This is a genomic window from Paenibacillus sp. 276b, from assembly GCF_900107875.1.
Lineage (GTDB): Bacteria > Bacillota > Bacilli > Paenibacillales > Paenibacillaceae > Paenibacillus > Paenibacillus marchantiae.
Window position 1 is genome coordinate 2,241,350 of sequence record NZ_FNRR01000001.1, and the last position, 23,026, is coordinate 2,264,375.

Below are 23,026 nucleotides of genomic sequence, written 5' to 3' on the forward strand. Positions count from 1 at the left end.
TCACCGCCTACCTCCCTTGTTATTTAATTAACTGTTCTTGACCAGAGTCTCTTTCAGGATACCAAGACCAATCGGTGCGAACGGGCTAATCGTAGCCAAGGTCAGTGGACTTACTGGCGTATCCGCAAGAGTGTAACGGTAAATCTGCTTGTACTCATACGTCGCAAGGATTTCTGCATTCGCGGCAGGAATCTTACCTTGCTCGAAGTTAATGGTCTTCGTGCCAACATCGATGGTATAGTCAGTACCAAGTACCTGCTCTACACAGTCGACCTTTACTTTCAGCAAGAATGGTGTGCCGTCATCCTTGAGGGATGGCTGGTGCGAAAGGTGGAACACAGCTTTCGATCCGTCGCCCACGCCCAAGTCCTCGTCCTTAGAAGTTTCCAGTACTTCCAGCTCATCCAGTTGAGAGATGTTCTTCGGATGCACCGCGTAAACTTCATCCAGCTTCCCTACGAAACCGTCATTCGGGTGAACAACGTACATCGGAGAGATGTGATACTTACCACTGTATACCGATGGATTAAATCGGGATTCGCCCGCATCAATGCTCTTATCGTGCGTAATGAACGCCAGATAATGCTTCTGGTAGTACGTGCCGCCGATGGATTGTTGGAGCTGTACAGAGCTGTTACCGTTCGACGTATTATTACCGTAGTCTACATAGGTTGCGCCCAGCTTCATATCCTTCGCCCACAATACTTCGTCCTTAGTACGGCAACCGGAGAAGATTACGTTGTTCTTCCGTGGAGACTTACCGATGGTAGTCATCCGTCCGATGTACAGAGGTGCGTAGTACGTATTCTCTGCTCCCGCCGTTGGGTCAGGTCTCAGGAACATCACGATGCGGTCTTTGGTGAAATTGCCCCAGTAGTACATCGTGCTGTCTCGTTGCCATCCTCTATCGAAGTTGTCCAGCGGAGTGAAGGACAGCGCAGTAGGAAGCGATGGGTAGATGTAGTAGATGCAGGAGTAAACAGCGTCCAGCATTTTCTTTCCGTCTTGGGGGTCAAAGTTACGAGCAAGAATGTCGCCGTAATTGATTACCCCTGTGCCCGATCCCGCCAAGATGCGAACGTAGGAAGCGTGTAGCTCTGCGCCTGCGTCCGGTGCTTTCCTTGTACTTGTGATGGTGACGGTATTTGCTGTATAGTCTACAGTAAAGTCAGTTGTCGGAACTTCGATCTGGTTAATGAACAATCGAACTGAATCGGTTTTGATTGTCGTTGGGGTAGGAATCTGGAAGGTACGTTTTGTACCATCTCCGTCCGGTAGGATGGACTCAGGGTCACCTACGCCCACCGAACCGGTTGTGCCTTCTACGATCTTCTCTGAACGGACGTCGTCAAAGGTGAAGAAGAACAATCTCTTCGGCATACTTGGCGCATTTACGGCAGGAGCATAAGACACTGTGAACTTGTCTGTAGGTTGCGGAGCGGTGTTGGGTTTTACTACACCTGTAAAGTTGTCAATCGTGTACTCCGTCTTGTCGAGGTACACTCCGTTCTTGTAAACCATCTCAGAGTCAGCTTCTACAGGGCGGACGATAATCTGGAAACGGTCAGTCGTTCCTTCAATCAACTTAAGCTCTCCAAGTACAGAGTTTTGGGATACGAAGTCGAGTTCTCCTGCTTTCTTCACTACCCCACCGTAACCGTATACCATACCAAAGTTACGCATTTGCCCATCACTTCCGATGGAGCGGAACAATCGTACGTCAGCGAACTTAGTTTTCGTACTGTTGGGGTTTCCTGTTACTGCCCGATATTTAATAAACGTATTCCAACCGCTTGCGTTGAATCTCTTTTCTAGGTCATCTGGGAAAAGTTGAATGGTAGCATCGCCGTCGAACCATGTCACGTTACATCACCTCATTTTAGGAATTGCCCTACTATGGGGTAGTAGGGCTTGTAATTTCGATACCTTCGTCATCTACTGTGTTTAAGTACAATCCGAGTCCTGCGGGTCTGAATTGCGTGCCGGGTTTCTTCGTTAGTGGGGATACGCCCTCAACCAAGAAGTAACGGTAAACATCAAACTCGTCAGGGCAATTCGTTCTCTTGACACGAAGCTTGTTAGCGTTGAAGGAGAACGCCGCCAGTGCGATTGCATCCTTAAGTGTCCCACGGACACCTTCCTCTGGATGAACAACGTAAATCTTAGAGGTGTGTACCTTGCCGCTATAACGGGACGGGTTAAAGTTGTACTTGTAAAGTGGATTCTCCGAGTTGTTCCAAGCTCTTGGGTAATCCCGTTTCCCGTCTACAGACGAACGTGCAGGCGGCATAGCGTTGGCAGGAGAGTTCCAAGACAAGTAGCTGGCCTGATAACGCGCACCCAGTTTGGCTCGATGAATCATTACATTGTCGAGTCCGTTGGCCGGGTTTGCTGGGTAGTTCTTAATCAAAGGCATAATATTAGCTTGTTTATTCTTCAGGTCATCAAAGTCGTACTCAGCGACGCCCGCCACAGTAGTTGCGATAGGCACAGTGCCTGCGAACATGGCGTAAGCTTCGTCACCCTCTTCTATCGGGTCAAGCTTTCCGAAGTAGAATGGGATGATAGGTACAAGGTTTCCTTCAGGGGCTGGTACGTTATCACTCTGGATAATGAAGAATGCGTTGGTGTCTGTCAGCGTACCTTTGATAGAAAGCTCCGAGTCGTGCCACCAGTTGGTGTACTGTACTGCTGAGTTGTACTGGCTATCATAGTAAGACTCTATCAACTTCGACCGAATACCCGCAGAGACGATAGGGGACTGCATACGCAAGCCTTCTGCCTTTGTGATGGTGAATACCCCGCCCGACGAAGAACCGGAAGTCACCCACTCCGAAGCCTCCACTTCAATGTCCAACACCGCCCTTTTCAACCCGTCAGTTGAGTTGTCAACCCAAGGAAGGCAGATGTCGTTTCCGTTAGGTTTCAGTCCTCTTAATTCCTCTACGATGTAGAAGTACATGGTCTGCGGAGAACGGAATTTACGGAACTCGTTTGTCGCCCACTGTGCAAATTCAGGTAGTGGCGTAGCCCCTTTGACTGGCGACTTGCCAAGCGCCCCTAATTCACCGACTGTAGTTGACCACTGCCCTATCAAAGCTAGTCCGAACATGTGACCCTCTTTGTTTGCGTAGATGAAATGCTCCGCAACAGCAATCGGGAAAGACGATTGTGGCGTCGCTGTGTAAGTCGATTTCAGTGTGCCTGCGTCGAAGGACACTTTCTTGAAATTGGCTGCAACTGTCCATCCTTGAGTCGCTAGCAAATCTCCAAGCCTTGGTTGCAAGTCAGATTCTGTAATCCTTGGCGTAAATGTTGCTGGTGTCGTATCAATAAAAGGCATCTATAGCACCCCTTCACTTATTAGCTTTATATAGCAAGCCCCGCTGTTACACAGGGCAGTTTACCAGGTATTCCCAAGATGAACTTGACCCCGAACTGGAGGACATGACCACCTTTATTTGTGTTACACCGCCAACAGGACTGTACTGGAATTGGAGCGAACCTCCATTAGACACTTCCATGTTAGTGCTGGCAAGCAACTGATTCTGATAGTAAACATCCATACGGTCAGCTATTCCATACATGTTGTAGGTGATGACGACTCGTCCAGACGAATTTCCCATCTCATGCAGTTTCTCCGTATAAGCCCCGCCGCCAGAATCGTTCAGCTTACCGCACTGCAATGTATTAGCCGGTGGGGGTGGTGGAGGTGGTGGGGGCACGTACTTGGCAGTTACCGTTATGGTTGCCATAGCCGTTGCCTGCTGACCTACTTCATTCCACACCGTAAGCTTGACCGAATACGTGCCGACATTGCTGAATGTAAACGTTGCATGATCGACTGTATACAAGCCCTTTTTCACGTCACTCGCCACTTCCCACTTGTAATTCGTAATAGGGGAGTGCTTGCTGTACAGCGACGTGAACTTGATTGACGTGTCCTCTTCTATGCTTGAGTAAGCAGGGTCGATGGACAGAATAAGAGCAGGAGGTTCAGGCGGTGAAGGAGGAATCTCAGGGAGAGTGTACCCCGCCTTTAGAATGCCGAGAGCGGCAGGTCTGTATGGCGTTGCAGGTCTCTTTGTCAGTGGCGAAATCCCTTCGACCAAGTAGTAAGAGTAAACCTCATACCTGTTCTCGTCGTCACAGTAATCTCTCACAGCCTTTAACTCGTCACCATTCATTATAGTTAAGGGAGAGGTTAAAATAACGTTGCGCAGTGTTCCGAACGTACCATCTTCAGGATGAACTAGAAGCGCACGGGATGAATGAGCTTTCCCGCTGTACCTTGATGGACTAAACTGGTACTTGTATTGCTCGTTCATGTAATCCTTCCAGGCCCTTGGGTGCTTATGATTGTCAGCATCTTCCCTTAGCGGTGGCATAGAATTAGAAGGGACATTCCAAGACAGATAATGCGCTTGATACCTTGCACCGAACTTATTTCGCTTGACCATAATGGAGTCAATACCGTTACTCGGGAAGTGCGGATACTCCTTCATAACAGGAAGCAAAACCTCTTGCTTGATGCCTGGGTCGTCATAATTGAACTGACCAGACAGCTTGAGAGCGGCTTCTACGGTAGCCCCGTTCTTGTTGTATGCCGTCCCTGAGAATAAGGCAGACGGTGTGCCTTCTGCGTTTCGATTGGTCTCGATATGAATCTCAAGGAACATCCGACCGGATACCGGAGTGTAGCCACTCACTCCATCTCCACTCACTGCTTCAATGGTCACAGAGGACATGCCCTCAATTCCAGTGATATCGAACTGCCCCATCAACTGAGCATCGTTCCTGTTACTTGTTGGCTCTACCGCCCCTATGGTATTGAACTTTCCAATCTCCTGTCCTGCGATGGTCAGCGTGACAGCTTCGTCAGGCATGTCGCCGTCCGTGTCACCCATTAGCCATACCTTTACATACGACCCTGCATTGACCATCGGCTTACCTGAGATGATTGTGGAAGTTTTCGTCTGCTTCCGATAGAAGTCGAACGTGATATCCCGATTAATAACCTCTTCTGTCAAACCGTTCACATCGAAGTCTCCCATGTAAAGAGGAATCGCAGGTACGGCGTTGTCATCCCAAACAGGAGCAGTGTCCGCAACGATAATCAGCATGAGCGACTTACCGTCCACGAATCCTTTGACGAACACCTTACTGTCGTCCCACCAGTTCGTAAATTTTACGTCAACGAAGGCAATTTTCTCTGTGTGCTCAAGCTGAGGGATTCTTGTACGGGACGTGACTATTGGCGACTGGTACATCTGAGGGAAAGAATCAGTAATCCGTGACTGAAGAGCGTTTGTATTGTCATCCAGACCCCACATGCTTGTCTGAACCTCAACATCCAAAGCTACCCGTTTCAATTCATTGACGTTCTCCCACCCAACCAACATCTTCCCGTTTCCAATCCACTTCTCAAGCTGGTAGAAGTATAGCGTATGCCGCTCGAAGAGAGCATCTTCGTTAGCCTTCTGAATAGCCCAAGAGAATATGCCGCTGTCCTGCGGTGTCAACTGAGTACCGTAATCGGCATTCTTGTCATAGATTGCGAATGGTACTTTACAGTCCGTTCGTCCAATCTGCTCATTGATGTGAGCAAGCATTGCCATGCCAAACAAATTTCCCGATATATTTTTGACGACGATGTGCTTGGTCACATAAAAGTCGAAGGTGTCCGCTGACCCGACCGTGCTGTAATAAATCGCTACCTGACCGGATACCCCTGCTTCAAAGGTAATCGTGGTGGTTTCGTCAGTGTTCTTGACCGCTGTGTAATAGGATGTTGGAGCAATCTCTCCATCAAGGAAGATGTAGTAATCATCGTTTAGTACCTTAGGCAAGTCTATTTCAGGTTTAGCCAACGGAAGGTAGAAACGCTTGATCGTTGGCTTGGTCAGCTTATTAGAGTAGGTTACCTTAGTAAACTCCGCTACCTTAGACCAGCCGTTGGTTGTCATGATTCCAGCAAGCCCTTCTAGCAGGAACTCTTCGTTTATGGTTGTGTCGAGCCACGGCGTTGGCTGGTATGACGTATCTGCCATTTAATCACCTCCTTTCTATTTGAGAGTTTGGTAGTTTGCCCATACTACCTTAGGCTTGCCGCCCTCATTGAAGAACTCAAAGTGAAGCTGCGTTCCCTGCTTACATGGGATAATCGCCGTCAGGTACATACCCTCCGGTAAATCCTTCGTGTAAATGTTCTTACACACCAGTCGTTCCCCTACGTACAAGTTCCAATAGTCCCTTGCTTCATAGTTGGATACGCCAACTGCAACGGAAAGCAACTCACAATCCTCTTGAATGGTCAGCTTGTGTTCGACCTTACCCGCCATTTGGGACTCTATCATAATCCCTTCAATGTACGGGTTCGTTTTGGTAGGCATAAAAGGAAGGTCGAGTCTACCGCCAACCAGATAACTTGCAAAATTTGCTCCGCTAGACATTCACTACACCGCCTTAATATATTCGAGTTCCAGATTCTTAAATAATCCGTTCTCTCTAATAATAGTCCCTCTAACAGTGCTAAAAGATGCGATATCCGTTTCTTCTTCTAATTCCTCATTGACCAAGGAAGGATATGTAATCTCTATCAGGAAGCCTTCCACTATTAAATTTGCATCCCTCTCAAGGGTCAGGACTTCAATCATACCGTTATCGTATGTGTATACCACAGAGGTTACGAGAGCAGAATACCCCGCCAATTCTCTGCGGGCTTCCACGTTAATTACATTCGGTTCTACCAGTGCATCCATGACAGTTAAATCATCGCCGCCAGTGTACAGACCGGACTTCTTCATCTCCCTACGAATTAAATCGAGTATGGGATAGATTTCATTCGAGTTTACAAAGTTTCTAGTGTCCAAAGTATACACCTCACCTTCTACAGCATTATAAGAAAAAGCAGGGAACAATTAGCGCCATAAGCGTAAGTGCTCCCTGCCTGTGTGGTTATCCTACTTCTGATAAAGACTGCCATGTCAACTCTAGGTAGTTGAGGATTCCATCACTGTTTCCGACGATTCTGTTCCCCTTAACCAAGAAATAATTGGCAGTGAACGTCTTGGAATCGTATACGTAAACAGAATCAAGCAGTTCGATTAATGGATTACCTTTGACTACTACATTCTTCGTCCTTGCCTGACGTTTGTAATCGAAGAAAATCTTATTGGCTACGTCCTCCTTCAAGTCTCTCAAGGAGTTTCCGTCTATCTCTTCAATCCAGTCCAACTGAGCGCCCGCCGTGCGGATATTACCCTTGGTAGCGATAATCAGAGACTTGTCGAAGAAGTGTTCCACGATACCCGCTGTACCGGAAATCATCAAGTGATTTCTGACACGGGAGTAATCCGTAGAAGAAGTAACTTCCAGTAGATTCTCTCCATCAATGAACTCCCACTTCATGCCCGCTACCATAGCCCAGTCTGGTGAATCGAGGAAGTCCATCTTCTCCATTCGGAACGTCCCATACCTGTCGCAGTAGGCACGGTAAGGAATATCTTGAATAAGGGACTGTACGGCATCTGAAGCGTTCGTACCTATTGGGAAGGATACACTTGCCACGAACGGATTCTGCCAGCCGCCTACTTCCATAATTTTCTCCTGAGTCACGGCTTCAAGTTCTCCGCTCTCCTTGTTGAATTTCATGAAGGTGTTCTTCCCTTTGTTCACGTCGATGTAAACTGTGTCCTCAATCACGTAGTCAGGGTTGCTCATATCCTCCGAATGGAACTTCCAAGTGCTCATGCCTGCATGGACAACAATGTCTTCTACGATGCTTGATTTAATCCAAGAGAACGCTCCGCCATCTCCTGCATAAGCTTCTTCCGGCGGGTACTGCATAGGCTTGTAGAAGATAAATTCCTCAAGCATGTCGTACCTGTCCACGCAACTAAACGAGACGGTCTTCTCGTCAGAGTTCTCCGTAATCTCTCCTTTAATCATTCCGGTGAATATACGGACAACTTCTTCCCCGTATCCCGCATAGATCCTGATTGGAGTGTACTCGCTAATAACATGTCGCAGTTCCCCTTCTTCGTAATAACTCAACGGAGACTTGTCAGTCTTAAATGAGTCAGGGAACTCTGATCTACGCTCCCAAGATGGAGAATAAATACCGGAAGAGTTGTCCAGCGTTAGCCGTGCGGTACTAATAGTCGTATCAAGGTGGGTGTTGATTTCCCAACTCATTACATCTTTCTCAATGGTGTACATGTCTTCATAAACGAAGTCCCCAACTTCATACCACTTCTCGTCATACGTGTCACCGATGGCAGTAGCTAGTTGCTCGATGGCATAGTCGTTGGCAGCGTACTTCACACTGTCGAGATACATCGTTCCATCCGTCACTGCAAACAGAATTCTGCTTTGGTACGGATAGTCGAATGCCGCCCCACGAATTCCGGTGTTAACCCAGACATCATTTATCTTCACATATACATCGATATCCGTTTGGTCATGGCAGACTACAGTGTACTCGATAAAATCAGAAGTCGTGTTTAGCTTAAACGTGCCGCCACCAGATGTATAAATTTGGTCATCCTTGATGTTTAGAAGAAACCCCTTCGTTCCATCACTAATAACTAACTTACCGCTGGTACCCGCCGCTGTCTTCAGGCTAAAGTTAATCGTAAACGGAAACTTCTTGATTTTACCTAGCCGCTCGATACCTGCTTCACCTCCGCTGGTCGAGATTGCTTGGTAATCTCCTTTGTCCTTCTGTACAACCGTGCTGTACGGAGTCCAGTTGTTGGCACTATTCATTCCATCTTCAAAGTCCCACATTGCCTTCGATTCAACGGTTTCTACATCAAACTCTTTCGCTCTGAGCCACAAGATACCGAACTTTCCTCTCGATGCTTTCGAGGAATTGGCGAAAGTGAATTTCACCACGTTATGTCCTTTTGGCATCGGTATGGAAGGTGGGTATGCCACTCCGTTTTTAGCGCTCACCCCGTTGATACGCACTACTTCGTAATCATTAACTGTGACGATAATCGTGTCATCCAGTTCAAGGTCAGAGAAGTATGCCCAGCCAAGGTTTCCTGCCTTAAACCAATCGTGCTCGAAAACCAGAGTCTTTGCCTGGCCCGCCCCGCCCGTTCCGTTAAATCCGAGGACGTTCATCGAAGTCTTGTCATCAACAACAGTCATTTGCACTGCACCGTTTGTCTCTGTGTACTTCTTGACATCAAGTGTAGTCTTCTTGGTTGTAAATTCCTTGAAGTAAGTTTGTTTAGTGGTTGTCCTGTTGTATTGGTACGTGACGATTTCCTTGTCGATGCTGGCATCTCCAGTCGAGTCTGCCGTTCTTGGTTTACCATCGCCCCAAGACTTGACTCGTACAACAACGGGCTGCCTTCCAAACTTGAGGGCATTCGCCTTCGTATCATAAAGAATGTCAATTCGGTTGCCTTTGATATCCCCGCCCGTGTCATCTGCAAGATACTCTCCCCAACTCGTTCCATTGACAATCAGTTCCACTTTGCTCTTCAAAGGGATGACAGAGGGATCTACCGCAATAATCTTCCAGTTCTTCCATGTCCGTACGTCTGTACCGCCCCGTGTGATTCCAATACAGCCAGGGCAGTCTGCTACATATGCCGTTGCTTCCATGTTGTATTCCACGTAGGAGGTCGAGTCTGCCATTACTCCTGGAGCGTCCATTAGAACAGAAGCATCCTGAATGTTCCTTGGGTCAATTTTCTTGCTTGCTGTCTGAATAGTTTTCTTGCCCCGAAGGTATGGTTCAGGATTCTGTGCTACGTCGTTAAATCGTACTTCAAAGTGCAAGTGTGTTCCGTCACCGCCACCGCTGGAGATGGAGTGTCCGGTATTACCTCCAAGACCTACAAGACCACCTGCGTTAACCTTATCCCCCACACTGACACTGATTTTGTTTAAGTGGGCATACCTTGTCTGCCACCCGTTTCCGTGATTAACGTAGACGACTTTACCGTACCCTCTTAAGGTGCTGGCGATGGCTACTGTACCTGCCCACACAGCGTAAACAGGGTCGTCCATCGCAAGGTCAAGGTCAATCCCTTTATGCTTCTTACGGGAACAGCGAGGGTCTGTCTCGAACCAATCGGTGATATACATCCCGTTGATGGTACGCTCCCCATTCTCCTTCCCATGCATCGTTGAACTAGCTTTTATTGGCATTGAGAAGTCTGCGTTTCTCAGGTCGGTGCTGGTATCAACCAGCGTACCGTCAACGTAGTTCGTAATCTTCTCCGCTTTGTCGATGGATAGCATATCATTCACTGCACTGTCTACCACATACTGGACTGCATCGTATTTTCTACGGAAGCCCCGCACGTATGATGTTTTGTCCAACTCTACGATTACCTTCGGCTCGTTCCCTAGCGCGTTTACACGCTCCATGATGCCTTGTAGCAACTGCCTTGAAGGGTAGTTAACGTTAGATACATAAGCCACTTCAGCCACCTGCCTTATCTATATTTCTCCGTAATCCACTCGATAAATCTGTTGAGGAAGGTTACGGCTTCCGCTCTTGTGATACACGCTTCTGGTTCAAACTTACCATCTTCATAAAGTGGGAACACATAACACCCGTCATGGAACTTTTCATCCAAGAGGGTCAGTACATCGTTCGAGTACCATTGGGAAAGGATAACATCCTTATCCACAATCGGCCTCAGCGGCGTGTCATTGTATGCGAACGCACGGTCGGTGTACCGATTGTGCAGGTTCTCGTAAATACGGCTCATGAGTGCGAAGAAGTCTCCGCGACGAATACGAACGTCACCGAAAAATCTGTCGTTGTATGTCACCCGCCCTGATTCCACAACGACCGTTTCACTTGTACGTCTACTCACCCCTTTAATTACGGCGTTATACCCTATGACAGCAGGGAAGCCATTGTACATGTATGGCAAGTAAACTTCACCCTTATGAATGACAAACACATCACGCTGAAATCCGATCGCGTTCCGGATGACCACGCCTGCATCACTTCCTGCGCCAACGGTAACGAGAAGTCTCTTCAGCTTCACGCCAAGGACTGTACAAGACTCCGGTTGGTTGCTGTAGCTGAAATGGTATGTTGAAGCATACTTTAGGGTTGCGTGTGGCATCCGGTAGTCGCCTACTCTATTGTAAGGGGTATTGACACACCCGATATCTTTCCGGTCAGGGATGCCATAAGCAATGACCACGACTTCGATGCCCGCCGACAGCGGGTTGGTCATGGTTACTTTTCCGTTCTCTACCTTCTCAGGAAGAACCTCCACCCCGTTCACGATGACGAACACCGGATTGTTCACGTGGTATTTGTAATCAGGTACAAGAAACTCTTGCTGTCCGCTTACGGTCACAAACCGCTTGACCATTCGCTCGTACCCTTCTTTGAACACGTTGTACGTCATACCACTTAAGACCTCTACGTCACCCGTCAAATCTGTTCTCATACGGGTAATCTCAAGTGTGTCACGGTAATACCAATCCAGCGGATCTACGTCAATCCATCTTTTCATTTCTTAGTACCCCCTCAGCAACTTGTCTACGTGTCGGTACGTCCGCATAAGAAACGTAATGGATTCTGCTCTTGTAGCCGCTTCGTCCGGACGGAAGTAAACAACAGACTCCCCGTCTGCTTCCCAGTTCGTGGCGATAAGTCCAAGTTGCTGCATATTGTCGATATACTTGTTTGCCCAATGATTTTCGATATCAATGAACTCTGTCATGTACTTGTACTCAAAATCTTGCTTGCGGACGAGAGACATGCCGATGGTTACGATGTACTTCGTTTCCATCTCAGCGGTTTTAATATCGGGTTCTCCGGTCACGATGCCGATGTAAACTGTACCCTTCTCGTCGTAATACTTATGTTGAGAGCCGATGAACTGAAGCCAGTCGGCATATTCCTTCTTAGAATAAAACAGCATGGTTAGGGTAGCGTTATAATGAGACGTTCCGTTCTGAATAAGCCCCGCAGAAGATGCCAAGGTCTGGTTAACATGGGTCTTCAGGTAAGGCGTCGGTGGTTTGTACTCCGTAATCAGCTTTGCTTTGACCTGAATAAAGTGGACTCCGTTGTCGTAAAACAGTTTCTTCTTATATACCGAATCCTCTGACAAGAGGTTATTTTGTTGTGTCATGGTCGTACCTCCTTATAAAATAACTCCCCATCTCATTATAAGACGGGGAGTGGTTTTGCTAACTTCTATAATTGCTAGGATTCATAGCCTGCTGGCTACGAAGGTTTCCTACCCGACCGACAGACAAGCCTTGTCCAATGGATTGTCCGACTTGTTGCAACTGGCGGTTTGTCATACCGTTGGTGATGTTAGGAAGCGTGATGTTGACGGTGACATCCCCTGTACCAATGGTTGTCGTGTTGTGAGTGTTGCCACGGGTAAGGTACTCGTAGCGGCTCATAGAACTTACTCCATTAGGCATGTTAAACGTTCCCGCTGTGGATTTCATTTCATCCAGGATACCCAACTGAGTCTGTAAAGATTGCTTTTGCAAGTCTCGGATTTCGGCGTTAATCTTAGTTGTTTCGTCCGCTCCCGCCGAAGGAAGTTTAGCTCTCAGATCGGCAATGACTTGATTGATTTCAGATACCTCTTCCTTGGCATTGGCAATCCGCTTGTTACGAAGGATCGGCGAGGAGTCATCAGGGTTTCCAGTTCGTAGCTTGAGTTCCAGTAACTCATTCTCACGGTCAGAACTGTTGTCCTGAATCTTAGCCCTGCCAATTCCGATGGAAGCAAGGTTGTACTCTTTAATCAGGGCTTGCTCATTGGCGATTGTATTCTGTAGCTGTAATACCTGCGTTGCCTGGTCTTCGGAAAGGTCTCCGATGGCTTGGATTGCTTGAAGGTTTGCCAGCTCATTTTTCATCTGAGATAGCTTATTCAGTGTAATCTTCTTCATGGTGTCCAAGTATTCTTGAGACTGAGTGTCCATGTTGTACGCTGCCGCCAATTCTTTTGCTTGAGCAATAAGGTCAATGCGAGACAAGCTGGTGTTAACCTTACGAACCTGACCTTGATACGTTTCTTGTTTTGTGTTCCACTCTTGCTGAAGAATGTCAACTTCCCCTTCGGATGCCACTTTATCTCTTGTCGAAGTAAGGTTATCATAAGCAGCTTTAGCATCGGCGTACTCTTGCGACTCAGGGTCAGCGCTGTCCATGACCGCCTTGGCGTTGGCGATATACTTATCAATGATAGCCAGTTCTTCATTCAATACCTGACGCATGGATTCAGTCTGCTTCTTACGCAGTGCAATGTACTCGTCGGAATCAGTCTTCATTCCGCCCATGAGCGCACGAAGCGTGTCAATTTGACTGGTGTCCTTAATCTCATTGATACGGTCAGAGACACGGCTTATAACAGAGCCAGAGTCGATGGAAGAGAACTGGGCTGCACCTTCCTTGTACTTCTCGTCATATTCCTTCTCCGCATTCTCTTGAATTCTCTTATCCTCTGCCTCTTTAAGCTTTGTTGCTTCGTACTGCTTGCTAATGGCTTTCTGTCGCATTTTTTCTGTTTCTGCAGCACGTCCAGACTTTGCATTAAACTCAGCAACGGCTTCCTCTACTGTCTGTCCGCCGCTGGCTTCCCGTTGTTTGAGCCATTTTGAAAATTCTTCACCAGTTCCCGAGAATTTGTAATAATTCATTATCTCGCCCATCATGCCAAGGTCCTCCGGTTTGTATCCTTTAGTCTTGAAAGGATTGTGAAGCGGACCTTGGGCTTCAAAGACACCGAGGTCGGATGGAGTTCCACCGAAAAAGGATGATATTCCGTTCTTTGCAGAGTAGAAAAGCCCCATCAAGTTATTCCGATTCTTAGCCCAACCGCCTTCAGCAAGCGCGTTAAACGTGTTAGCCATGCCTTTCAGATCGTTGTCACGGTCGTCAGCCTGAGCAAGTAACCTTTCGTCATCTGTTGACAGGTAAGACTCTGTCAATCCTTTGGCCGCTTGAGCGAGACCGATTGCCCCGGCAATCTCCATAGCCATCTTAGCGATACCTCCCGCCAAGTTTTTAACAGAAGCCAGAGCCCCCTTGCCCAAGTCTGGAATATCCTTCAAGAACTGTTTGAACCCATTCTTGAGGGATGCTGTAGAAGACATTCCAGAGTTCATGCCTCGTACAGCGTTGGACAGATCTCCGAAGGCAGGGGATGCTTGTCGAGCAGAAGTAGCGGCTTCCCGCTGGGTCTTCTCGTAATCATCCATCGCAGCACTCAGCTTTTGGATATCGTCAATCGGAGGTAAGCCGTTTCGCTGTCTGTCCACCAAGTGGTCTTCAAATCCCTGGAAATCTCCTTGTGACATTTGGGACATCCTATTGGACAAGTCAGAGTAATTGGTATCACTTGCTCTGTGTGCATTAAACACCCCCTGATTGGCGGTGCTACTGTTCAGGGTGGTCAGGAGGCTAGGGGTAATGACGGAAGCCAATTCAGTTCGGGTACTTAAGCGGCTGTTATACTGCTTCGTCCGGTCGAATTTTTCAGCATCCGTCAACTCCTTATTCGGCTCCCAATTTTTAGCTTCGTCCATCGTGCTAAATAGAGTCGGCAAGTCTTTAACCTCTATGTTATTAGACTTCAGGTAGTTCTTAAAATGGTCGCTTTGCTTTTCCGTCAATCCGTTCAGATCACGTAAATAACCATTAAGTAATGGGTCTTTCTGCATCTCCCCGACCTCTTTACGGGTCATGTTCTTGATAGAATTATCAACATTCATGCCCGATACGTTCTTTAGAAATGCAGTGCGTGCAGTCTCTCTCTCGAAGTTGGGTCTAAAGTCAGCACCAATCTTCCCGGCTCCCCACTTGATTCCCTTAAGTAGCATCATCCCAAGCAATACGTTAGATAACACGTCTCCTAACTTGACGAACAATTGAGCATTCTTAGTCACGTTTTCTGCCATGTTCATAAGTGCGTAGGACACTTTATTGATGGTAGGGGTCATCTCCTGAACAAGAGCATCAAAGGCAATGGTTATGCTTTGCCCTGCCCGTTTAGTGTTGACGAGTGGGTTGTCTACAGATGACTTAACCATGTTCTCATATTTAGATTTATCAAAGTTTCCACTAACCTCCATGACCTTAACGAACGTGTTCATAATTTCGTGCATCGTAGCCGCACCTTTGGAGGATTGGTACGTACCAAACAAAGCATCATTGGTATTGCGGACGGTAGAGCTGTCTGCACCGGACAACTTCTCGGCAATAGACTTAAACAATTCCTCCGCTGGAACAAGAATCTTTGCTCCTGTATCATCAACTTTCGCTAGACCCAGTTCCTGCAATTTTTTCATAGCTTCAGGAGATTGAAGTCTGTTGGCTACTTCTGCACTGTCTTCGCCGAAGTATGGATCAACCTGTGATTTATCCATCTTGTTCAGTGCACTAGGAGACTGTAATCTGTTCAGAATGGAGTTGTAGAAGTTACTGACATTCGCCCCTTCAAGTGATTTTGCTTGGAGGGTTGTACCCGCCATAACGATTGACGTTTCAGGGTCAACTTTGGAACCTGAACTTTTCAGTGTATCAATAATTTGCTCAATACTTGCTTTTGTCACGTCGGATACAACCGCCAAAGGTTGTGCGATTCTATCCTCCAGATCAGCCACCCCAAGTCCAAACTGAGCCTTCGTTGAGGCAAGACCATTGGCGATATTGCCAGGACTACTTCCAGGAGCCAGTGCATTCAACTGTGCAGTTACGCGGACAAACTCCTTCATCTCTACAGGGTCATCAAGCAAACCAGAAGCCATGCCACCTACTTGATAAAGCTGTTTGTAATCCGTGCCGTAAAACATAGACTGCTGTCTGATAAAGTTTTGCAGATCACTGACCGCACTCTCCACGCCAGCCATGTTCGTCGTTTCAAGAGGGTTGCCGTCTTTGTCTTGGTTGTATTCGTCCTTCAGCTTCAAGTTCCGCATCATTTTAATCTGTTCAGGCTGAATATTCTTAAACGCCTCAACCGCTTTAGACATCGCCATCATGAGAGCATTATCGAAGGCTCCCGAAATTCTTTGACGTATGATGTTAATGATTGCCCCTTGTACAGCTTCGGCGTTAACCGCTCCCGACCCACTATCCTTTTCACTGCTACTGCCTCCTTTGGATGCAGTTCCTCCACCGTTGTTTTGACTGTCAGAAGAAGATGAACCAGAACGAGGAGTAGAAAGGCCAAGTCCTCCTGCATTCCGAATCTGAGTATCACTGTTAAGTCCACCTGGTCCGGATTGAACCTTATTAATCTCTTGGATGATCGACTGCACCTGAACATTTACCTGCTCACGGATTTTGTTAATCAACGCATTGTTGATGCGGTTAATCTGATTCATGAGGTGAGGCTTCAGCTTAGGTTCAGGGGTGATTTGCACATCATTTATTGCCGTTATTAATTGGTCAATCTCTTCCTGAACATTGTTGCTCAATTTCTTGTCAAGAGCCTTTGCCACTCGTTCAAGTTGAGCCTTCAATCCAGCGCCGCGAATAGAGCCTAAATCGACCGTGCCAAGCGCTTCCAGCTTGTCCACCGTAGTGTCAAGTTCCTGAGCAAGAATCTTCTTGACCTTCTTGCTTAGGTCGCCTAATGGAATCTGCATCTTGCCCGCCATTGCAGTGTTAATGCCTGCAACGGTTTTGTTAACGTATTCATTCAGGCTTTGTTCAAGTTCGTTAGGGATTCTCTTTACCTTGTCCGCAACTTCCATTCCGCTCATGTCAGGAATTTCAACCTCTAGTGCCTTCAACAATTTTTCCTTAGCATCCTTGATTACCTTGTTCAAATCTGCCTTGGAAATTTTCATGTCGCCGGCATCGGCTACGTCAGGGTTCTGAAGCATACTCACAATCTTTTGTTTGATTTTATTGACGAAAGCCATAACCGTTTCCTTGCCAATCGTAATCTGTAAACGGTCAAGAGTTTCCGATTTCATCAGATTGGATTTTTGCTTCTGGATAGCACTGACAAGGTTATGAATTTGCAGTTTGATGACCTTGGCTACTTCTTTATTAATCTCGTTAAAGTCATCTTTACTGATAGGAAGCTTTTGCCCGCCGGCGTAGTTAGGGTCGATTTCAATGTGCATGTTACGAACGTGCGTACGCAACTCTTCGTTGATTTCATTTTCTACTTTGCCCAAGATGCTTTGAAGAGTCTCAAGCTTAACTGTGAGGCCAGCCGAACCTAACTGCTCAAGAACAATCCCGTTTCCTGCGATGAGATTGTTGAGTTCATTTGTCAATGACTGACGGAGATTGCTTCCAGCCCCACGTGATACCTGCGATTGCAATCCGGACAGGGACGAACGCATTGCGTCAATCCGCTGCTCCAATCTACCAAAACGAGAATCGAGAGTTTCCATCTCCTGCCCATATCGAGCCATATGATCTATGGATTTCTGCAACTCTAAAATCACGTCAGTTTGGATTTTGTTATTCATAGTCTCACCACCCTCATAAAATAAAACTCCTGCCCCTCCCTAGAAGGAAGCAGAGCAGGAGGATTTATAATAGCTGTGCAAGGAAATTCATGTCTTCCGCATCGGCTACTTTATAACCATTCACGTATTTACCGTCAGTTGTTACTTCCTCTTCACTGGTTGAATCACCAGCAGGAACGCTTCCGCCGAACAGGCCGCCAAGCGACATGGTAGAAACCTTAATAGTAAACTGAATGTGTTCGTTGCATTGTTCCAAGTAGTAACCTAACTGAGGTAAGGTTAATTGCCACACATCATGCTTTTTCAAGTGGCAGTAGTGGGCAAGTTTGAAGAAGATGTTAGCCCAATCGACAGGCGGCTGACTGTCATAGTCTTCTTCCTCTTCCTGAGTGGTTACATGGACTTTTTTAGTCCATTGAGACCAATCATGCAATCGATAATCTGTTTAGCCGTCTCCAAATCAACGTACTCGCCAAGATGCTCGACCGTCATGTGTTTGTAATATGGCTTAAATGCCATAAGGAGTACTTCAAGCAATTCTTCAAATCTATCTTCCTCATCTTCAGGGATAAGGTTAGCGATGATTACACCGGAATCAATCGTATTAAGTCTCTTCATCAATCTTCGAGCATCAAGCAACCCTAGTGGTGGGATGTAATAAGTCTTACCGTCACGTAAACGAACCTGTTCATCTGTCTCGAAGAATACTTTCTCGCGAATGTCAGCTTCCTCTTGGGTCAGTGGCTTCTTCTCTTCTTCAGCTGTTACCTGTGGAGTCTGCTCTTCTACTTGACTGGCTACTTCTTCAGCGATGCCGCCAGCTTTTGGGATAACTAAATCTCGTTCACTCATTTTAATAGCCCCCTTTATATTTCTCCCCCAAGAAAAGTGAATCGAATTGACCACAGAGCGGGGGAAGTCCCTGCAATCAACTCACAGAACATTCTAAGTAAGTAAACCTAGACTCTAACATTAGGTATGTAAAAAGACTCCCCGAAGGGAGTCTAGTGATTAGCAATCTTCCGCAGATACAGAACCAACTTCGTAACGCTTGATAGAACCAAGCTTACCGTCCGGACGTTCAGGGTCGATTACAGTCAGCGTTACGCTATGCGTGGACGCTTGTTGACGTTGTGCGTCGAGAGTGAAGTTGGACTTCACACGGCATTGGAACAACTCCGTTTGATAACCTTGGATTGTACCGTCCTTCTGCTCGAACTGACCATCGTGAACAACGTGTACTGTCAACGGCATGTCTTTGGTTGTGATATCGAGAATATCAACAACTTCGTTCCGCTTGTAGTTGACGTAAATGTTTACATCTTTGAGTGCCGAGTTGAACTTCAGAATGCCGCCACTTACGACGTACTGATCTTCAGTAGGAGTAGAGCTAGTCGTTTTCTTCAGCAATTTGTTACCTTGCAGAGTACGAACAGAAATCTGAGGGTCAACGTTCAGGGATGCTCCGTACACAAGATCAACAGTAAAGTCTGAGCCGTTCTGTTTAACCGTATGCTTTTCTTCCAGCACCCACACGAAGCCGTCAGGGTCTGGTGTAATCCCAGCCAGTGCCGCAGCATAAACGATAACAACCGTTTTACCTGCCAGCGCCATATCGAATACGACATCCTGACCCGTTACTGTAACATCTGTACTCAGGTCAGCGCCGCCCACTGCACCCTCGAAAGACTTAGGTGTTGGAGAAGCAAGAGCGACTTGAGTAAGTTTCGCTTGATACGGAGAAGCGGAAGGGACTACAAAGGTCTCAGTGATCATGCTGTACGCCGAACCAGAAATTCCTTCACGGAGTTTCGAGCCAGTAGCCAAACGTACAAGGTTAAGGTCGAACTTAGCGGATTCCGCTGTGATATCAATTGTCTTCTTACGAAGCAACGTATCCAGTGCTACGCTAGAGTCACCGCCCTCAATGTCCTGCATGTCCAGCTGAATATCCAGACGCATGTTGTTCAGCGTACCGATTGTAACGAGGTCGTCACAGTTCGGGATTTTCGCCATGAACTTACCAGCACCCTTAATCAACATTTTTTTGTTCTTAGTAATCTTACTCATTCAGAAAACCTCCTTATATTCATCTATCCCAATGGTGAAGCATATTTGGGTGAAATACTTGTAGGTGTTCTCTAGGTCGATGTCGTCTTCAGCACTTGTGACATACTCACCCTTGAACACACTTCCTTTTGGCATCCAAAAGTATTGGACGTCGAAAATTTGGCAAATACGGTCAGCGATGTTCACTGCCAGTTCCACGTCATCCTGTGTATAGATATCGAAGTCAACGATGAACCTATACTCAAGGTGATTTTCGCCTCTTGCGCCGGGATTTTTGTAGAACGTAATCAAGGGCAAGTTGTGCTGAACTAAGTCCTTCGGCTTCTTCCTCTTCTGAATCTTCGTTCCCAAATCTTCCAGAGAAGTGTCTGCCGCCAGCCCTAGCATGGCAAAAATCTCAGGGTCATGACGAAGCGTGGAATGAATATAGGCGTAAATATCAGAGACGCTGATCTTTCCCATATCATCACATCCTCTTATGAGTGCTTCGTATACCAATATAAGTTGAAATGGGTATATTTCTAACCACCCTGTGTACTGCGTTGTCCACCATCGAAATGGACTCATTAAGGCTATATTCGAACAGTGAGACGGTGGAATCTCTACCTAAATGGTTCTTTTTCATTCTATTAGGAGCGCTCCTGACGTTGGATTCATGGATGTTGTCGCCCAAGTCTACCCACTGCCCATATGGTCTTTAGTAGCTAAGTGGCTGGTATGTGTTCTATCGATGACCATCCATCCCAACTGCCCTTTCTTTACTTGATTTCGATAATGGATGCCACAGGCTGGCTACCCGAAGTCATAAATAGCTTCCGAGCCTTGAACGCCCTTTGCTCCTTGAAAAGCAAACGTTGCTCTTCATTGCCCACTCGGAGATTCGGCTTGTCACTAACATAGATATCTCCGAAGCCCAAGTTCTCGACAATCAAGGTGGTATCTTCTGCTTGAGCGTTATAAATGAACTGACCGATGATAGAAAGTTGTTGGGTAAACTCTGCTACTACGCCGCCCTCCAATCCATCTAGGCTAACCGTTTCAGTCTCTTTCTCAGGGGCTTTAGGAGTCCTCTTCCGTTTGTTTGTTGTTCCTGCCATTGTTAAAATGCTCCCCTCATTGTGATATGTAATAATTCAAACCAAGTAAAAAGTCGTCCACTAATTTCTGACCAGACTTGTGTTCAGGCGGGTAAACATGTTCTTTCAGCATCCCAAACTTCTTACCACCTTTCTATCTTTGTCACAAGTCATTATAGGTAGGTGGAGTCTCGCTTTAACCGAAAGCTTTTAAAAACAAATAGCGTGACCCGCAGGGTAACGCCAAGCTTTGCTATAGTTTTACTCAGTGAGTATTTTCACTACCTCTTGCCTATGTTTTATTATTCTATATATCTTTCTTTTATATCTCTTAATCTTTTATATCTCTTTATACGGTGTAAACTTTACAATACAGAACTCACAACAAATGCACTTTTTACATTTCATATGGGTCTGTATGGTAAACCATACAATTCAGACCTGAATGGTAAACTGTACACTTCAGACATAACATGCAGTACGTATCTGGGGGCAAGGAGCTAAATATTATATAAAAAGTAATATATGAACACTTATATAATCTACTAATCTTGTGAATAATGTCTCTACCCACAAAATGAGAGGGATTTACTGGCGGCTGACCTATTCGAGAGAGGGTTGAATGCTTCGGCTATTACCACATACCCTGCTGTGACGAAGCTTCTGAGCGATGGTAGGAAGGAGTTTCCGTTGCAAGATGAAATCGTAAAGCTGACTAAACTGAGCAGGAAAACAGTTGTCATATCGTTACAGGCTTTGGAGGATTGCGGACTACCGGTCTACGTTTATATCCAAAGAAACAGAGCCACGGCGTAAGTTGCCTGTGGCTTTGTCTTTAGTTTCTGGATGCCCCCAAGAGGGAAGGCATTGGCCAGTGTTCCAGTTCTTCAGGGTCTTTTGCAAAGTCCATGTTCAAGTCTTCCCATTTGATGTTCGGGTTGATTTCCCACGATGCCCGATAGATGACATTATCTCTGGAAACTCAGGGTCTTGTCCCTGCTTGTACTTGTGCATCTCTTCCGAATCGGCAAATTCAGCTATATCAATCCAACCCTTCTAAGTGCATATCAAAACGTTCAATCATAAACTCGAAAACGGCAGACAGGTTTCCCCTCAAAATAGTAGTCAGCCACCTCCTGCAAATACTTTTTATTCTCTGGAGTTGTTCTCAAGTAGATTCTCTCTGTTTTCATCACGATAACCCTCTCTTCTTCATACACGGTCTACAGCCAGTGAGTGTTTTTGGCAGAACTTGCATCCGTTGGTTAGGATCATCTAACTCTTCAGGCAAGACCAAGTAGCCATATCGGTTCATGACTTTTCCTGTAATTTTACCGATACAATGGAGACAAAGCAGGGGTTCTCCTTGAAGCCCTTCGGCAACAAAGTTCTCCCTTGCTTTATCTGTGACGTACCTGAACTCGCACTTCATGCACTTGACTAGCAAATCCACTTTACGTCAATCCCTTTGTTCGACTTCTTACCAGAAAGAGTCAAGTGTGCTTGAGATGGGAACGATTCTTCAAAGCCGTCACGCACTGCGTACTCCGCAGTGTTGACAATCGTATTTCGGCAAACCAGCCAACGCTTCTTTTCTCGAACCAATCCATTGTACGGGTCAATAGCGAATCTCTTGATTGGTTTACTAAATTCCTTGTGCCAACGCCCACAATATGTAACGTTCAAAGGTTTTACAGGCTCAAGCTTGTCCATTACTAAATATATTGGTTCTCTTGGATACATATATTGTATATATATTCCACCTTTACTGAGTTTTATGACTCCTTCAATATAGTCACCGTTCAGTAGAATACGAATGTTATGTTCATTAGTCTTGGCGAAGTCAATTGCTCTATTAAGCAACCTAATATCTGCGGCTTCAGACCCGATATGCAAATCATTAAGTAATAGTACATTCAAGTTCTTCACCGATGGGGCGGTAAAACCTGATTTCAGGTATTTCATTGTTATCCTCCTAGTCCAAGTAATTTTCTCCGTATCTCCGCTTTCTTCTTATCTTGAGCACAAGGTCGGCACTCGTAAATTCCCATGTACCTATCCACTAACTCTTGATAAGGAACATTCAAGGTATCCGATAGACAGTGGATACATTTACTGCCTTCCGTCTCATAGATAGTGGCTAGAGCCTTTGCATTCTGCGTAATAAACCTTCCGCAACCGCATTTCAATATGACCACCTCATTTACCAATATAGGTAGGTTTGTGCGTACTTAAACTTTTTGTACGTACTAGACGCAACCTTTCACGTAGATGGCTCGACTGCTGAAAATGTAAGGAGCAACCTAGTGAAATACTTGAAAAAGTTTTTTTAACTAGAAAGTACACTCCTAGACGTACATATCAATCATGTGCAAGCCAACTGACGATTCTCGAAATTGACTAGTGTGAAAGACTTGGTGTTCGTGGCG

16 protein-coding genes are annotated in these 23,026 nt (G+C 46.3%); 1 reads left to right on the plus strand and 15 read right to left on the minus strand.

Translation table 11 applies throughout. The features are described from left to right. Nucleotides 1-27 precede the first annotated feature (27 nt). The 14 genes from BLV50_RS09535 to BLV50_RS09600 form a co-directional block, all read right to left on the minus strand. Nucleotides 28-1,863 (minus strand): hypothetical protein, encoded by a 1,836-nt coding sequence (locus BLV50_RS09535; RefSeq protein WP_090807205.1) that lies wholly within the window; start codon nt 1,861-1,863, stop codon nt 28-30. A 31-nt stretch (nt 1,864-1,894) separates the two neighbouring features. Next, nucleotides 1,895-3,343 (minus strand): hypothetical protein, encoded by a 1,449-nt coding sequence (locus BLV50_RS09540; RefSeq protein WP_090807206.1) that lies wholly within the window; start codon nt 3,341-3,343, stop codon nt 1,895-1,897. 46 nt (nt 3,344-3,389) lie between these two features. Further along, nucleotides 3,390-6,050, minus strand: coding sequence for a PKD domain-containing protein (locus BLV50_RS09545; protein ID WP_090807208.1), 2,661 nt, complete (start codon nt 6,048-6,050; stop codon nt 3,390-3,392). Nucleotides 6,051-6,065: 15 nt separating this feature from the next. Continuing rightward, the gene (locus BLV50_RS09550; protein WP_090807210.1) at nt 6,066-6,452 is read right to left on the minus strand and encodes a Low copy number virion structural protein; all 387 of its coding nucleotides are present in this window, start codon (nt 6,450-6,452) and stop codon (nt 6,066-6,068) included. A 3-nt stretch (nt 6,453-6,455) separates the two neighbouring features. Next, nucleotides 6,456-6,872, minus strand: a complete 417-nt coding sequence (locus BLV50_RS09555; protein ID WP_090807213.1) for a hypothetical protein — start codon at nt 6,870-6,872, stop codon at nt 6,456-6,458. Between the two features lie 85 nt (nt 6,873-6,957). Next, a complete protein-coding gene (locus BLV50_RS09560; protein ID WP_090807215.1) occupies nt 6,958-10,446 on the minus strand; it encodes a peptidoglycan DD-metalloendopeptidase family protein in 3,489 nt (1,162 codons plus the stop codon). Between the two features lie 14 nt (nt 10,447-10,460). After that, nucleotides 10,461-11,504: an S-layer homology domain-containing protein gene (locus tag BLV50_RS09565; protein WP_090807217.1), complete on the minus strand. Its 1,044-nt coding sequence runs from the start codon at nt 11,502-11,504 to the stop codon at nt 10,461-10,463. A gap of 3 nt (nt 11,505-11,507) precedes the next feature. Continuing rightward, on the minus strand, nt 11,508-12,128 hold the full coding sequence (locus BLV50_RS09570) for an S-layer homology domain-containing protein (protein ID WP_090807218.1): 621 nt from the start codon (nt 12,126-12,128) through the stop codon (nt 11,508-11,510). Nucleotides 12,129-12,186: 58 nt separating this feature from the next. Beyond that, nucleotides 12,187-17,451: a hypothetical protein gene (locus tag BLV50_RS09575; protein ID WP_090807220.1), complete on the minus strand. Its 5,265-nt coding sequence runs from the start codon at nt 17,449-17,451 to the stop codon at nt 12,187-12,189. Between the two features lie 64 nt (nt 17,452-17,515). Then, the gene (locus BLV50_RS09580; RefSeq protein WP_090807222.1) at nt 17,516-17,884 is read right to left on the minus strand and encodes a hypothetical protein; all 369 of its coding nucleotides are present in this window, start codon (nt 17,882-17,884) and stop codon (nt 17,516-17,518) included. Further along, nucleotides 17,845-18,303, minus strand: a complete 459-nt coding sequence (locus BLV50_RS09585) for a DNA polymerase III subunit gamma/tau (protein ID WP_254790253.1) — start codon at nt 18,301-18,303, stop codon at nt 17,845-17,847. Before BLV50_RS09585 ends, BLV50_RS09580 begins: the two co-directional genes overlap by 40 nt. A gap of 159 nt (nt 18,304-18,462) precedes the next feature. Then, nucleotides 18,463-19,521: a hypothetical protein gene (locus BLV50_RS09590; RefSeq protein WP_090807224.1), complete on the minus strand. Its 1,059-nt coding sequence runs from the start codon at nt 19,519-19,521 to the stop codon at nt 18,463-18,465. Next, the gene (locus tag BLV50_RS09595; RefSeq protein WP_090807226.1) at nt 19,522-19,983 is read right to left on the minus strand and encodes a hypothetical protein; all 462 of its coding nucleotides are present in this window, start codon (nt 19,981-19,983) and stop codon (nt 19,522-19,524) included. Nucleotides 19,984-20,279: 296 nt separating this feature from the next. Continuing rightward, entirely contained in the window at nt 20,280-20,618 is a 339-nt protein-coding gene (locus BLV50_RS09600; protein WP_090807228.1) for a hypothetical protein, read from the minus strand. Nucleotides 20,619-21,215: 597 nt separating this feature from the next. On the opposite strand from BLV50_RS09600, the gene BLV50_RS33775 reads away from it, so the two are divergent. Further along, a complete protein-coding gene (locus BLV50_RS33775; protein ID WP_177031152.1) occupies nt 21,216-21,413 on the plus strand; it encodes a helix-turn-helix domain-containing protein in 198 nt (65 codons plus the stop codon). A gap of 624 nt (nt 21,414-22,037) precedes the next feature. Here the strand turns inward: BLV50_RS33775 and BLV50_RS09615 are convergent. Further along, the gene (locus tag BLV50_RS09615; protein WP_090807234.1) at nt 22,038-22,562 is read right to left on the minus strand and encodes a hypothetical protein; all 525 of its coding nucleotides are present in this window, start codon (nt 22,560-22,562) and stop codon (nt 22,038-22,040) included. Between the last annotated feature and the right edge of the window lie 464 nt (nt 22,563-23,026).